Annotated in this window: 17 protein-coding genes; 14 read left to right on the top strand and 3 right to left on the bottom strand. The window is 65.2% G+C overall.

Annotation, left to right across the window (positions count from 1 at the left end):
- Positions 1 to 91 precede the first annotated feature (91 nt).
- Together ACRECS_RS08600 and ACRECS_RS08595 are read left to right on the top strand one after the other, a co-directional pair.
- Positions 92 to 547 (top strand): carboxymuconolactone decarboxylase family protein, encoded by a 456-nt coding sequence (locus ACRECS_RS08600; protein ID WP_431582545.1) that lies wholly within the window; start codon positions 92 to 94, stop codon positions 545 to 547.
- A gap of 102 nt (positions 548 to 649) precedes the next feature.
- Positions 650 to 970: a DMT family transporter gene (locus ACRECS_RS08595; protein WP_431582544.1), complete on the top strand. Its 321-nt coding sequence runs from the start codon at positions 650 to 652 to the stop codon at positions 968 to 970.
- A 67-nt stretch (positions 971 to 1,037) separates the two neighbouring features.
- Here the strand turns inward: ACRECS_RS08595 and ACRECS_RS08590 are convergent, their stop codons facing one another.
- Positions 1,038 to 1,814: an alpha/beta fold hydrolase gene (locus tag ACRECS_RS08590; RefSeq protein ID WP_431582543.1), complete on the bottom strand. Its 777-nt coding sequence runs from the start codon at positions 1,812 to 1,814 to the stop codon at positions 1,038 to 1,040.
- A gap of 141 nt (positions 1,815 to 1,955) precedes the next feature.
- Here ACRECS_RS08590 and ACRECS_RS08585 point away from each other — a divergent pair, with 141 nt between their 5' ends.
- The 11 genes from ACRECS_RS08585 to ACRECS_RS08535 all read left to right on the top strand — a co-directional run bounded on the left by ACRECS_RS08585 (position 1,956) and on the right by ACRECS_RS08535 (position 9,701).
- On the top strand, positions 1,956 to 2,420 hold the full coding sequence (locus tag ACRECS_RS08585) for a MarR family winged helix-turn-helix transcriptional regulator (RefSeq protein ID WP_431582542.1): 465 nt from the start codon (positions 1,956 to 1,958) through the stop codon (positions 2,418 to 2,420).
- A 35-nt stretch (positions 2,421 to 2,455) separates the two neighbouring features.
- Entirely contained in the window at positions 2,456 to 3,367 is a 912-nt protein-coding gene (locus ACRECS_RS08580; protein ID WP_431582541.1) for a bifunctional helix-turn-helix transcriptional regulator/GNAT family N-acetyltransferase, read from the top strand.
- Positions 3,368 to 3,458: 91 nt separating this feature from the next.
- Positions 3,459 to 4,004, top strand: a complete 546-nt coding sequence (locus ACRECS_RS08575) for a hypothetical protein (RefSeq protein ID WP_431582540.1) — start codon at positions 3,459 to 3,461, stop codon at positions 4,002 to 4,004.
- The gene (locus ACRECS_RS08570; protein ID WP_431582539.1) at positions 4,001 to 4,201 is read left to right on the top strand and encodes a hypothetical protein; all 201 of its coding nucleotides are present in this window, start codon (positions 4,001 to 4,003) and stop codon (positions 4,199 to 4,201) included. Before ACRECS_RS08575 ends, ACRECS_RS08570 begins: the two co-directional genes overlap by 4 nt.
- A gap of 88 nt (positions 4,202 to 4,289) precedes the next feature.
- A complete protein-coding gene (locus ACRECS_RS08565; protein ID WP_431582538.1) occupies positions 4,290 to 4,802 on the top strand; it encodes an EF-hand domain-containing protein in 513 nt (170 codons plus the stop codon).
- 60 nt (positions 4,803 to 4,862) lie between these two features.
- A complete protein-coding gene (locus ACRECS_RS08560; RefSeq protein ID WP_431582537.1) occupies positions 4,863 to 5,549 on the top strand; it encodes an HAD hydrolase-like protein in 687 nt (228 codons plus the stop codon).
- A 3-nt stretch (positions 5,550 to 5,552) separates the two neighbouring features.
- A complete protein-coding gene (locus ACRECS_RS08555) occupies positions 5,553 to 6,359 on the top strand; it encodes a nucleotidyltransferase domain-containing protein (RefSeq protein ID WP_431582536.1) in 807 nt (268 codons plus the stop codon).
- Entirely contained in the window at positions 6,352 to 7,488 is a 1,137-nt protein-coding gene (gene tgt, locus ACRECS_RS08550; protein ID WP_431582535.1) for a tRNA guanosine(34) transglycosylase Tgt, read from the top strand. The genes ACRECS_RS08555 and tgt overlap by 8 nt, the downstream gene beginning before the upstream one ends.
- A gap of 33 nt (positions 7,489 to 7,521) precedes the next feature.
- A complete protein-coding gene (locus ACRECS_RS08545) occupies positions 7,522 to 7,725 on the top strand; it encodes a hypothetical protein (RefSeq protein ID WP_431582534.1) in 204 nt (67 codons plus the stop codon).
- 5 nt (positions 7,726 to 7,730) lie between these two features.
- Positions 7,731 to 8,507 carry a GNAT family N-acetyltransferase gene (locus ACRECS_RS08540; protein ID WP_431582533.1) on the top strand — a complete coding sequence of 259 codons (777 nt, stop codon included), beginning with the start codon at positions 7,731 to 7,733 and terminating at the stop codon, positions 8,505 to 8,507.
- 132 nt (positions 8,508 to 8,639) lie between these two features.
- Entirely contained in the window at positions 8,640 to 9,701 is a 1,062-nt protein-coding gene (locus ACRECS_RS08535) for a cell wall hydrolase (protein ID WP_431582532.1), read from the top strand.
- Positions 9,702 to 9,904: 203 nt separating this feature from the next.
- Here the strand turns inward: ACRECS_RS08535 and ACRECS_RS08530 are convergent, their stop codons facing one another.
- Positions 9,905 to 10,252, bottom strand: a complete 348-nt coding sequence (locus tag ACRECS_RS08530) for a hypothetical protein (protein ID WP_431582531.1) — start codon at positions 10,250 to 10,252, stop codon at positions 9,905 to 9,907.
- A gap of 340 nt (positions 10,253 to 10,592) precedes the next feature.
- Here ACRECS_RS08530 and ACRECS_RS08525 point away from each other — a divergent pair, with 340 nt between their 5' ends.
- Entirely contained in the window at positions 10,593 to 11,081 is a 489-nt protein-coding gene (locus ACRECS_RS08525) for a helix-turn-helix domain-containing protein (protein WP_431582530.1), read from the top strand.
- 55 nt (positions 11,082 to 11,136) lie between these two features.
- Here the strand turns inward: ACRECS_RS08525 and ACRECS_RS08520 are convergent, their stop codons facing one another.
- On the bottom strand, positions 11,137 to 12,393 hold the full coding sequence (locus tag ACRECS_RS08520; RefSeq protein WP_431582529.1) for an N-acetylmuramoyl-L-alanine amidase: 1,257 nt from the start codon (positions 12,391 to 12,393) through the stop codon (positions 11,137 to 11,139).
- Positions 12,394 to 12,610: the final 217 nt, after the last annotated feature.

The raw sequence follows: 12,610 nt of genomic DNA, 5'->3' as shown, positions 1-12,610 counted from the left end.
ATCATGGCCTATCACACAACCTAGATCATGGCCCTTCAAACATGGTCCAAGATTCACGAGATGGAGCTCGTCAACTCGATAGGAATTCACCATGACCAAGCGCATCGATTACACAAAGGCATCGCCCGACGGCTATAAGGCTTTCGGCGGCGTCTATGTCGCAATCCAGAAATCCGGCCTGCCGAAAGAGCTGATCGACCTTGTCTATCTGCGCGTGTCGCAGATCAATGGCTGTGCCTATTGCATCGACATGCATAGCCGCGACCTGCTCAAGTCCGGCCTGAGCACCGACAAGCTCGTCCTGGTCCCGGTATGGCATGATGCCGGCGACGTATTCAGTCGGCGTGAACGTGTCGCGCTCGCCTGGGCGGAGACTGTGACGAACGTGGCCATCACCGGCGTTCCCGATGCCGATTACGACGCAGCATCGGCCGAATTCAGCGACAAGGAACTGGCCGACCTCACTTATGCGATCGGCCTGATGAACGCCTTCAACCGGCTGGGCATCACCTTCCGCGTACCCCCTGCGGCTGCGCTGAAGGCCTGAACCGCCCGGAAGCGAGTGCCGCGCCAGTGTCGGCTCTCGCTTCTCCGCCCCTTCCCGCCCGGCCCTCAGAGCGCCGGTGACCCATGAACGGATCGATCGCCCATGGCGTGGCTCCTCCTCGGCATCGCCGGCATTCTCGAAATCGCGTTCGCGCTGTGCATGAAAGCGTCCGACGGCTTCACCCGGTGGGTGCCCGGCCTGTTCACGGTCGCGACCGGCCTGTCGAGCGTCGTGCTTCTGTCGATCGCGCTGCGTACCTTGCCGGTCGGCACCGGCTATGCGGTCTGGACCGGGATCGGTGCTGCGGGCACCGCGATCTTCGGCATGATGATATTGGGCGACTCCGCATCGCCGCCGCGACTCTTCTGCATCATGCTCATTCTGGCCGGCGTCATCGGCCTCAAGCTGGTCGCGCCCAACTGACATATCGAAGGCGCCGGACCTCGCTGAGAGATCCGGCGCCCCCGGTGCGTGCGACGTCGCCTGCGGATTACTTGCTGTTGCGGGCTGCATCCTCAATGATCGATGCGACGGCTGCCGGCTTCGACACATAGATGGCATGGCTCCCGGCCACTTCCACGACCTGCGCCCCGGCACGTGCCGCCATGGTCCGCTGGGCGGCCGGCGGGATCATCTTGTCCTCGCTTGCCACCAGATACCAGCTCGGCTTCACGCGCCAGGCCGGTGCGGTCACCGTGCCGGAGAGCGCCTCGACGCCCCATGGCACCTGCGAGTCGGCCATGAACTGCGCGAGATCGGGCCGGACATCGGCGGCGAACGCGGTCGCGAACTTCGCTTTGTCGAGCGACAGATAGCCGTCCTTGGGCGGGAGGATCGGCGGCACCGGTGCGCCCGGCGCGGGGTTGGCGATCAGCGATGAAACCGACTCGCCCTTATCGGGGGCGAAGGCAGCGATATAGACCAGGCCGGCGACCTTCGGATCGGTGCCCGCTTCGGAAATGATCGCGCCGCCATAGCTGTGGCCGACCAGGATCACCTTGCCGTCGGCGGCGGCGATCGCACGCTTGGTGACCGCGACGTCATCGGCCAGCGAGTTGGTCGGGTTCTGGACGATGGTGACGTTGTAGCCGTCCTTCTTCAGGATCTTGTAGACATCCATCCAGCCCGAACCATCGGCGAACGCGCCATGGACAAGCACGACCGACTTGGCTGAGCCCGGTGCGGCGTCCTTGGCGGACACGGCGGCGGGAAGCGTACCCAGAGCGAGCGAAGCGGCAGCGGCGAGAAGCAGTTTGGACGTGGTCATTTTCAGTCTCCTTTATTTGTTATTGCGAAATTCCTTATCGCGATATCTATTAGGTAGTGCGGCGATTCTCCCTTGTCCAGATAAAAATTATCGCGATATGCATTTTAGTGATAAGAGCTTGATTCGAAAGCGAGGAATCCAGTGACCAAAACCGCCAGCCCACCCCTGCCGCTCGATGCGCAGCTCTGCTTCTCACTCTATTCCACGACCATCGCGATCAACCGGCTCTACAAGCCGATGCTCGATTCGCTCGGCGTGACCTATCCGCAATATCTCGTGCTCAGCACGCTGTGGGAGGGTGACGGCCAGACCATCTCCGCCATCGCCGACCGCCTCGCGCTTGAGCCCAGCACCATCACCCCACTGATGAAGCGGCTCGAAGCGGCCGGCTTCGTCTCGCGCCAGCGCAATCCGGCCGACGAGCGCCAGGTGCAGGTCTTTCTCACCGCCAAGGGCCGCAATCTGCAGAATGACACGCCGTGCCTTACCGATGCGCTGCTCGCCAATTCCGGTCTCTCGGTCGCCGAGATCATGGCTCTCAATCAACAGGTGCAGCGTCTGCGCTCGGCGCTGGTCGATCGGCACGAGCCTGTTCGCGACCAATAGTTGACACAGTCAACTATTGGTCGCAGTCTCCCTGTATGGACTCGACGATTCAGGCGCTGCGCGCCTTCAACCGCTTTCATACCCGCTTCATCGGGGTGCTCGGCGCGGACTATCTCGACAGCACCATGTCGCTGACCGAGGCGCGGCTGCTGTACGAGATCGCCACGCGCGAAGCGCCGGTCGCGGTCGACCTGCAACAGATCCTCGGGCTCGATGCCGGCTATGCCAGCCGCATCGTGCGGCGCTTCGAACAGCGCGGCTGGGTCGCGCGCGGCCGGAGCGATGACGCCCGCCGCCGTCCGATCGAGCTGACCGACGCGGGACAGGCGATCTTTGCCGACCTGCAGCAGCGCCAGCACGGCCTGTTCGCCGACCGCATCGGGTCGCTCACCGCGGCCGATCGCCGCACGCTGGAGGCCGCGCTCGACACGGCGCGCAGCCTGCTCTCCCGCACCGAACCCGCCGGCTATAGCGTGCGCACGTTCGAGACCGGCGACATGGGACTGGTCGCCGCGCGCCAGGCAATCCTGTACCGCGAAAGCCATGGCTGGGGCGCGCCGATGGAGGTTCTGCTTGGCGAGGTGACCGCCCGCTTCCTGCGCGATTTCCAGCCGGGGCGGGAGCAATGCTGGATCGCCGAAAGCGCCGGCGCGATGGCGGGCTCGGTGTTCGTCGTCGATGCGGGTGACGGCGCCGCGCAATTGCGCTTGCTCTATGTCGAACCCTGGGCCCGCGGCATGGGCATTGGCGGCGATCTCGTCGCGCGCTGCCTGACCTTTGCGCGCGCGGCCGGATATGGCTCACTGCGGCTGTGGACGCACACCGTGCTTGAAAGCGCGCGGCGCATCTACGCCAATGCCGGCCTCCGCATCGTCTCGACCGAAGTGCACCATGAATTCGGCGCGCCGGAGCAGGGCGAAACCTGGGAAATCACGCTGAACGCGTGACCGGGACCGGATATCGGCATAAGCCGTCGCCCATTGCGACTGTTTCGAACCCAGCCGACACCGTGTCCTTTCGCGCCAACAGAATGTTTCGATGCCCATGCTAAGTCAGGCCGAACTGGCGATCCTGAACCTGGAGCAAGCGCGTGATCTGCGGGCTTCCGGCACACCCTATCGCCAGATCGGTCGCCAGCTCGGCCTCACCTCCGGCCAGCTCAGCCATATCCGCCGGACGCTGAAGCGGGAAAAGGGCGCGCGGACGCGGCTGTTTTCGGCGAACCGCCAGGCGACGGATCGCGACCTGCCGGTCAGCCAGTCCGCCCTGCCGGCCGGACTGCGGCAGCGCCTCACCGCATCGGGGCACCGGACGCTTGGCGATCTGGCGGACAGGCTTGCCGATCCGGACTTTCCGGGACTGGAAACCATGCCCGGCATCGGCCCGCATCGGGCACGGCTGGTGACGCGGCTACTGGATCATTTCGGCCTGCTCCCCGGACCCAGTGACCTGCAGGCGGCGATCGAACGCATCTTTCCGGAATTCGGTGACGCGCCGCCCGACGGGCAAGCGCCAGGCGCCGCGAAAAAACCGGCGCCCCCTTCTGGACGTCCCCGCCCCGGCCCCGCTATCGGCACGCGATGAGCATCATCGCCACCATCATGAATTCGTCCACCGGCCAGCCGATTCAGCGCATGACCTTCGGGCGCATGCCCAAGCCCTGGGCCTCGTTCAATCTCGAGACCGGCGAGCTCGTCACCGCCGACCGCGTCTATGTCGGCAAGCCCGCCCCGGGCAAGTTCGTCGCGCCGGTTGAAGTATGGGTGACGCCCAAGGGCTGAATGGCGCCAACAATCTATCGCCATCACTTCCCAAATGCGGCTATCGCTTCCGTGACCAGGGGCGATGCCGGCCCCGAAAGGATCGCCGATGCGCCGCCTGATTCTCGCCGCTGCCCTCTTCACCACAGCGGCGGCCGCTCAACAGCAACCCGCACCGCCCGTCGCTGGCCAGCCCATCCCGTCCGTACCGCCGGGCCCGGGCCAGCCGGCCGCGACGATCATCGTCGAGCCGGCCGCGATGATGATCGCCGCGTGCGACGCCGACGGCGATGCGCGCGTCACGACCGCGGAGCTGACCGCCTGTGTGGCGAAATCCTTCGCCGGCACGGAGGGCGCTGCGACCGGATCGATCGGCTATATCGCTTATAGCGACTGGGCGTTGAAATGGCTCGGCGACCGCAACGCCCTGCCCAGCCCGTTCACCGTCGATGCCGATAACGACAACCGCATCACCCTGGCCGAGTTGCAGGGACAGTTCGCCAAATTCTTCGCACGCTTCGATGTCGACAAGGACGGCGTGCTGACGCGCGCGGAATTGCTGACGATCAAGACCGGATATCGCGACCTGGGCGAGCGCGGCAAGCGCGGCCGCAAGCGGTGATCGCGTGACGGCGATGGCGCAGGATGACGGGACCGATCCGGGACCGATTGCGGGCCGGCGATGGCGGCGGTATCGAGCCTGATGTCCGCGCCGCGCTACAAGATGGTGATCTTCGACTTTGACGGAACGCTCGCGGACAGCGGCGACTGGTTCCTGTCGATCTCCGACGAACTTGCCGATCGCTTTCGCTTTCGCCGCGTACCGCCCGACGAAATCGAGATGCTGCGCGGCCAGTCGAGCCGCGAAGTGATCCGCTATCTGCGCGTCCCGCGCTGGCGGTTGCCGGCAATCGGGCGCTTCGTTCATGCCAGGCTCGCTGAACAGACCGATCGCATTGCACTGTTCGACGGTGTCGTGCCGATGATCGAGGCACTGGTCGCGGCCGGCGTGCGGCTCGCGCTGGTCACCTCGAATTCGAAGCATAACGCCTGCGCCATTCTCGGGCCGCGCATCACCGATCATATCGAGCATTTCGAATGCGGCGCGTCGCTGTTCGGCAAGGCGCCGCGCTATCGCAAGGTGCTGCGCCGCGCGAAGCTGAGCACTGACGAGGTCTTCTCGATCGGCGACGAAACCCGCGATATCGCCGCCGCGCACAAGGTCGGGATCAAGGCCGGTGCGGTGATGTGGGGCTATGCCAATCGCGTCGCGCTGGCGCGGCTCTCGCCCGAGGCGATGTTCGAGACGCCGGATGCGGTGCTCGATCTCGTGCTGGGCCGGCACCACGATCCGGCAACGGCGGCCTGACCGATGCGTTCGATTCCCGACAGTTTCGACCCGGCCGTGGTCGCCGCGATCGATGCACGGCTCGATTCAGTCGCGCGCGACGAACGCGTGTCGCTCCCGCTGGTGATCGAAAGCGGCAGCCGCGCCTGGGGCTTCGCCTCGCCCGACAGCGATTATGATTGCCGCTTCATCTATGTCCGCCGGCGGCGGGATTACCTCGCGCTGTGGCCGAAACGCGATGTCATCGAAACGCCGCTCGATGGGCTGCTCGACGTCAATGGCTGGGACCTGGCCAAGGCGTTGCGGCTGATCATGAAGGGCAATGCCGTGGCGATCGAATGGCTGCGCTCGCCGATCGCCTATCGCGGCGCCGAGGAATTTCGCGGTGCGCTCGATGCCTTCGCGGTCGAGCATATGCCGGTCGATGCCGTGCGGAGCCATTACCTCCATCTCGGCCTCCTGCAATGGGGTGCGCATGGCGCGGGAATCACCTCGGGCAAGAAACTCTTCTATGCGCTGCGCCCGGCGGCCGCCTTGCGCTGGGGCCGGCTGCACGATCGCGCCCTGCCGCCGATGCATTTCCCGACATTGATGGCCGAGTGCGATCCACCCGCCGACGTCGCCGCGATCACCGCCGATCTGATCACGCGCAAGGCCGAGACCCGGGAACTGGGCGAGGCGGTCATTCCCACCGAGATCGCAGCGTTTATCGAAAACGAGTATGAGCTCGCGGCGAACGAGCCGCGCGATCGCGGCACAGACGATAAGGCGAAGGCTGCCGCCGACGCTTTGTTCATGACCTTATTGGACCGATTTTCCCCCGATGACTAAACCCCGTTTCGACTTCACCATCCACGCCACCGACGGCAAGGCGCGCAGCGGCGAGATCGCGATGCGGCGCGGCACGATCCGCACGCCCGCTTTCATGCCGGTCGGCACCGCTGCGACGGTCAAGGCGGTCAAGCCCGGCGATGTGCGCGCGTCGGGCGCCGACATCATCCTCGGCAACACCTATCATCTGATGCTCCGCCCCGGCGCGGAGCGGATGGCGCGGCTTGGCGGCCTGCACGGCTTCATGGGCTGGGACCGGCCGATCCTGACCGATTCGGGCGGCTATCAGGTGATGAGCCTGTCCGACCTGACCACCCGGTCGGAGGATGGCGTGACGTTCAAGAGCCATCTCGACGGCACGCGCCACACGCTCAGCCCGGAACGCTCGATCGAGATCCAGCGCCTGCTTGGCTCCGACATCGTCATGGCGTTCGACGAACTGGTCCCGACCACCTCGACCCGTGAGGTGCAGGCGGCGGCGATGGCGCGCTCGATGCGCTGGGCGAAGCGCAGCCGCGACGCATTCGACGCCGGCGGTGAGCATGCCGAGGGCGCCGCGCTGTTCGGCATTCAGCAGGGCGCGCTCGATCCGCGGCTGCGCGGCGAGAGCGCCGGCGCGCTGATCGAGATCGGTTTCGACGGCTATGCGGTTGGCGGGCTCGCGGTCGGCGAGGGGCAGGAGGCGATGTTCGCCTGTCTCGACTTCGCGCCCGGGCAATTGCCCGAGGACAAGCCGCGCTACCTGATGGGCGTCGGCAAGCCCGACGATATCGTCGGCGCGGTCGAACGCGGCATCGACATGTTCGATTGCGTGCTGCCGACCCGGTCGGGACGCACCGGCCAGGCCTTTACCCGCATGGGCCCGATCAACATCCGCAATGCGAAATTCAGCGAGGATCTCGGCCCGGTCGATCCCGCCTGCGCCTGCCCGGTATGCAAGACCTGGAGCCGTGCCTATCTTCATCATCTGGTGCGGGCGGGCGAAATCCTTGGCGCAATGCTGATGACTGAGCATAACCTGTATTTTTATCAGGCGCTGATGGCCGATTTGCGCGCCGCGATCGTTGAAGGGCGGCTCAGGAATTTTGCCGATGCGTTCCGGGCGGATTATTGCAAGAGTATAACGTGAGCGTGTGACGAGTGCGACGTGAAGGAAGATGGCGTGAGTGACGACAGCGTACCCGAGATGAACGAGATCGAAGCGGCAGCCCATGAGGCAAAGCGCGCCCGCGCCGCCGCCGATGCCAGCGCCGCGAAGCGCGAGGACGGCGGCAACTGGCCGATCGTGCCGATCGGCATCGGCATCGGTTCGGCTGCTCTGGTGGCGGCGCTCCTCTATGCCAACCGGTCGCGCAAGAAGCGCTGACTGAGGTGAGCGCGGCAAGCCGGGTCGCCGCCGCGCGTCGCTGGTTCCGGCTGCTGGGCAAGACACCGGTCGTTGATCACGGCGCGATCGTGGTCGCCGATCCGTCACACCCCAATGTCTGGGACGCCAATTTTGCGCTGGCCGAACCGGACGCTGATCCGGATGCGGTGATCGCGGCGCTCGACCGCGCCATGCCGCATAGCCAATGGCGCGTGGTCGTCGCCGATGCGCTGACCGATCCCGCGATGGCGGCGACGCTCGGATTCGAAGGCTTTGAACAGGCGGGGCCGTTGATCGAAATGCTCGCATCCGAATCCGCCTCATTATCGCAGGCTGTTGCGCCGATTACGCTACGCCGGGCGACACCCGACGAAAATTGGCCGGCGTTCGAGCTATTGGTGCGCGCCGATCATCGCGAAGGGCTGCGCACGGGACCCTATAATGTGGAGTTGAGCAACGGGTTGCTCGCGACGATGCGAAACCGCTCCCTGCTTTGCCATTATTCGATCATCGCTCTTGACGGTGTCGATGTCGGATATGGCCTGAGCACCCGCTGTCCGAACGGCTTGGGGATCATCGACGAACTCTTCACATTGCCGGGGTGGCGCGGGCGCGGCGTGATGTCGGCATTCATCGTCGCCGCTGATCGTGAGCTGCGCCAGGCTGGCTGTGACGGCGTGTTCCTTGACGCCTTCGCCGATGATCGGCCCCGGCTCCTGTACGCGCGGCTCGGCTTCAGGCCAGTCGCGATAACCTGCCGATGGACGAAAAGATTACCTTAACCATCTAGCGTTTCATCGCGGGACGCGGCGAAATCTAGGGCATCCTGTTAAGAGCTGCCGCGCTATGCGGGTGCAGGCGGATTCATCGGTTGAGTCGGCCTGAGCCTGGGGCATGACCGCTTGACGCTGGAGATGATCAGAAACGGGTTCCGGATACGGCGGCTGGGCTGGCTCGGCGTCGCGGGAACGGTTGCGCTGGTCTTTGCCGGTGTGTCTCAGGCCGCGCTGCGCGCGATCGTCGAACATAGCGGCGATGCCCTCGCCACCGCACCGCAGGCGGTCGGCTATGAAGCCGAGGATCATTTTCCGGGCTCGGCCTATCTCTATGTCGCGGACGAGAATGCCGCGCCGGCAAAGGGCGCGACCGGCACCGCTGCCCTGCCCGATCTGCCGCTCCCGCCCGAGGCCGCGTCGCTGGCGGCCGACGGCTCGATCCATGCCGCCGCGCCCTTCTCGATGCGCAATGCCAGCGCCACCGATCGCGGCCGCGCGCTGCAATGCCTGACCGCGGCGATCTATTACGAGGCCGCGTCGGAGCCCGATGCCGGGCAACAGGCGGTGGCGCAGGTGATCCTCAACCGCGTGCGTCATCCCGCCTTTCCGGCCACGGTGTGCGGCGTGATCTATCAGGGCTCGGAACGCACCAGCGGATGCCAGTTCAGCTATGCCTGTGACGGATCGATGGCGCGCGTGCCGGCCAAGGCCTATTGGAACCGCGCGATGCGGGTCGCGGCCCAGGCGCTGAACGGCGCGGTCTATGCGCCGGTCGGCCTGGCGACGCATTATCATACCTATGCGGTGACCCCGTCCTGGAACCGCAGCCTGGTGATGACCGCGGCGATCGGCGCGCATTTCTTCCATCGCTGGCAGGGTTATTGGGGCACGCCGGGCGCATTCCGCCAGGTCTATCGCGGCGGCGAACCGCTGCCCGGCCCGCATCCGCGTCCCGATGTGCCGGAGGTGCCGGCTGTTACCCTGGCCGCAGCGGCGGCAGTGCCGCCCGCCCCGCAGGCCTCAACACAGACTGCACCGGCGACAATTCAGCCGGCCTATGCGCAGAGCGGTACGCCGACCAATGGCTATACGCCGGCCGTTGCCTCGGCTGTTGCCAAGGTCGCAGCTGTACCGGCAGCGCCGGCCGGAGATTCGCAGATCCTCGATCGCTGGAAGGATTCCGGCAAGCCGCTGCGCTGACTTTCGCGGTCTGCGCCGTCCTTGCCGACCTCCGCCATCCTCGCCTACCTCCCCCGTTCGCCCTGAGCTTGTCGAAGGGCCGTTCTTCTTTTCTCGGCACCGGAGAAAGAAGGACGGTGCTTCGACAAGCTCAGCACGAACGGAGGAATATATGAAACGGCCCCGCCATCGCTGGCGGGGCCCCTCCTGTCAGATCTCAGCGCTTAGTAGCGGCGGCCCTGACGGTCATGCTTCTGGATCCGGATGCGCTGGCTCAGTCCGTCGAAGCGGCGGTCGAGATCGCGGCGTTCGGCAATGGTCAGGCCGGGACGGCTGCGGCGATACTGCGCCTCGAGATTGTTGAGCTGGCGGAACTCCGCTTTCAGCCGGCTTGCTTCGACGCGGTTGAGCGCGCCGGAACGGATGCCCTGGTCAATCCGGTTGTACAGATTGGCCTGGCGCTGGTTGATATTCTGCCACTGCCCTTGCGGATAAGGTGCTGCATTGGCGGCAACGGGAAGCGCGGTGGCGGCAAAGCCGAGGCTCGCGATCAAAATGGCAATCTTCTTCATAACCCTCACTCCTTGTACCCGGCCGATCCGATCGGCCTGACACGGGTTATGAGATCCGCCTGTCGCGCGGATGTCCCGCAAAGCCATGAAAAGTGTCGCGAACTTTGTCAGCGATGGGTGGTTCGTTCAGGTTCGCCGGAACGAGGGCCGACTTTGGCGGGCGACCCGCCGGGGCTTTATCGAATTATCTACTTAAATCATTGATATTATTATATAAATTGTACGACATCCTCACATGCCTTCGCGCCGAAGATATGGAACAACCGGTGTCCCATATCTCCCCCAAAACTTTATCGCGCGGCTGATTCAAGCCCCATGCAAGCCCGGTTATCCGGCAAGCATGGAAACCAGACCCACAACTTTCAAATCCGATTATGTCCGCCAGGCGCAGGAACTCTACGCCCACGGCCTGACCGATCGCGAGCTGGCCGAGGCGTTCGGCGTCTCGCGCAGCACCATCTTTCGCTGGCGTGCCGCTTACCCCGAGTTCGCCGAGGCGACCAAGCTCGGCAAGGACGTCGCCGACGACCGTGTCGAGCGCGCGCTGTACGAGCGAGCGATCGGCTATGAGGAGGAGGCGGTGAGCGTTTATCGCCCGACTGGTGCCGAGGCGCCGGTGATCGTGCGCTACAAGCGCGAAGTGCGCCCCGATGTCACCGCCGCGCTGCAATGGATGCGCGCGCGACGTCCCGGACTCTGGGCACGACCTGCCCCGCCATCCGAGAAGGATAAGAATTGGGCTGAAGAACTCCGCAAGGCGGCAGCCCGGGTCAGCGACATGGAATCGCCGGAAATTCAGGCGGCACTGCGCTATCATGCCCAGGAATAAGCATATTGACGGCGTGAGGCGATACGACCGCGCCCCGGCCGGATCGGTTACCGACTCAATTGGATGCGAGCCGCTTGGCGAAATGAACCTCGACCGCGCGGCGCACGCTCTGCGCGATCCGCTTGCGGCCGTCGGCCGAGTCAATGAACGCGGCGTCATTCGGATTGGAGATATAGCCGGTTTCGAACAGGATCGACGGCATGTCGGGCGCCTTGAGCACCATCAGCGACGCCATGCGGTGGAAGTTCGCCCTGAGCGGCATCAGCGGCTGCGCTTCGCGGCCAAGCAGCCGGGCGAAATTCGCCGAACTGTTCATCGTCTCGCGCTGCGTCAGGTCGATCAGGATCGACGAGATATCGGTGGTGGTGCCGCCGAGATCGACGCCGGCAATGATGTCGGCCTTGTTCTCGCGCGTCGCGAGCCGCGCCGATTCCTTGTCCGAGGCGACTTCGGACAGCGTATAGACCGATGCGCCGCTTGCGGTCCCTGCGCCGACGCTGTCGCAATGCACCGAGATGAACAGGTTCGCCTTGAGCTTGCGGGCGATGCCATAGCGTTCCTGCAGGATCAGGAACCGGTCGTCCTCGCGGGTCAGCGCAACCCGCACCCGGCCCGAGCGCAGCAATTCGTCGCGGATCGCCTTGGCGATGCGCAGGGTCACGTCCTTTTCGCGCAACCCGCTGTCGGGCGAGATCGCGCCGGGATCGACGCCACCATGACCGGCATCGATCACCACCAGCGGGCGGCTGTCGTCATCGCCATAGACGGTCGGCAGCGTCAGCGTCTTGCTCGGCTGGGGGACCGGGAGCGTCAGCTCATAGCGGCGCGGTGCTGCGGCCGTGGTGAAATTGTTGAACGGCGGCAGGAAACTCATCCGCCCTTCCGCTGCGGCGCGCGCGAAGCTGGCATCGTCGACGGTGCGCAGCGCGAGCGTCAGGGCGCGGCCGTCGCGGCCGAACGCGCCTTCGGTCACGATCGCGGGGCGCGCAAGGTCGAACACCACGCGCGCACCCTCACCGCCGCGCGGCGCCTGGCGGATCGACATGACCGGGCCACCAGTGCTGGTCCGTCCGCCCGGCGTGGCGCCATTGAGATCGAGCGCGATGCGGTTGGGCCCGGCCAGCATGAACATCGACGCATCGACGATGCGCTCGTCGAAATGCACCACGATGCGGTCGCTTTTGACCTCGACGCGCTCCACCGACGCCGCCCAACCGGGGGTGCCGGCAAGCCAGCATGCCAGGAGGGTCAGGAAGAAGGACACACGAATGTAATGCCGCGCCGACAGTGGCGCGGTCCAGCGAAAATACATGGGCGGGGGGTCCCATTCGAAACAATAATGACATTGGCTGGATAACGCCCGCCGCCTTCCAACACGGTGAAGCGAAGCGGTTAACGGTGCGTTCGGCATGATATTGCCGTAACGGCGGCAAGAACGTGCCGGTTGCTGCGCCGAACGTCCGGTGCTAGATGCGAAATTGCACCGGTAAGCGCAATGTTCATGCGCCTAATCCGGTCTCACGGCCGCC

Source organism: Sphingomonas sp., assembly GCF_050725575.1.
GTDB lineage: Bacteria > Pseudomonadota > Alphaproteobacteria > Sphingomonadales > Sphingomonadaceae > Sphingomonas.
This window is presented reverse-complemented; position numbering and strand designations above follow the sequence as displayed.

Bases quoted from the DNA above. Each gene is read 5' to 3' on its own strand.
- ACRECS_RS08600 (WP_431582545.1), top strand. From the start codon at position 92: ATGACCAAGCGCATCGATTACACAAAGGCATCGCCCGACGGCTATAAG.
- ACRECS_RS08595 (WP_431582544.1), top strand. From the start codon at position 650: ATGGCGTGGCTCCTCCTCGGCATCGCCGGCATTCTCGAAATCGCGTTC.
- ACRECS_RS08590 (WP_431582543.1), bottom strand. From the start codon at position 1,814: ATGACCACGTCCAAACTGCTTCTCGCCGCTGCCGCTTCGCTCGCTCTG.
- ACRECS_RS08580 (WP_431582541.1), top strand. From the start codon at position 2,456: ATGGACTCGACGATTCAGGCGCTGCGCGCCTTCAACCGCTTTCATACC.
- ACRECS_RS08575 (WP_431582540.1), top strand. From the start codon at position 3,459: ATGCCCATGCTAAGTCAGGCCGAACTGGCGATCCTGAACCTGGAGCAA.
- ACRECS_RS08570 (WP_431582539.1), top strand. From the start codon at position 4,001: ATGAGCATCATCGCCACCATCATGAATTCGTCCACCGGCCAGCCGATT.
- ACRECS_RS08565 (WP_431582538.1), top strand. From the start codon at position 4,290: ATGCGCCGCCTGATTCTCGCCGCTGCCCTCTTCACCACAGCGGCGGCC.
- ACRECS_RS08560 (WP_431582537.1), top strand. From the start codon at position 4,863: ATGGCGGCGGTATCGAGCCTGATGTCCGCGCCGCGCTACAAGATGGTG.
- ACRECS_RS08555 (WP_431582536.1), top strand. From the start codon at position 5,553: ATGCGTTCGATTCCCGACAGTTTCGACCCGGCCGTGGTCGCCGCGATC.
- tgt (WP_431582535.1), top strand. From the start codon at position 6,352: ATGACTAAACCCCGTTTCGACTTCACCATCCACGCCACCGACGGCAAG.
- ACRECS_RS08535 (WP_431582532.1), top strand. From the start codon at position 8,640: ATGATCAGAAACGGGTTCCGGATACGGCGGCTGGGCTGGCTCGGCGTC.
- ACRECS_RS08530 (WP_431582531.1), bottom strand. From the start codon at position 10,252: ATGAAGAAGATTGCCATTTTGATCGCGAGCCTCGGCTTTGCCGCCACC.
- ACRECS_RS08525 (WP_431582530.1), top strand. From the start codon at position 10,593: ATGGAAACCAGACCCACAACTTTCAAATCCGATTATGTCCGCCAGGCG.
- ACRECS_RS08520 (WP_431582529.1), bottom strand. From the start codon at position 12,393: ATGTATTTTCGCTGGACCGCGCCACTGTCGGCGCGGCATTACATTCGT.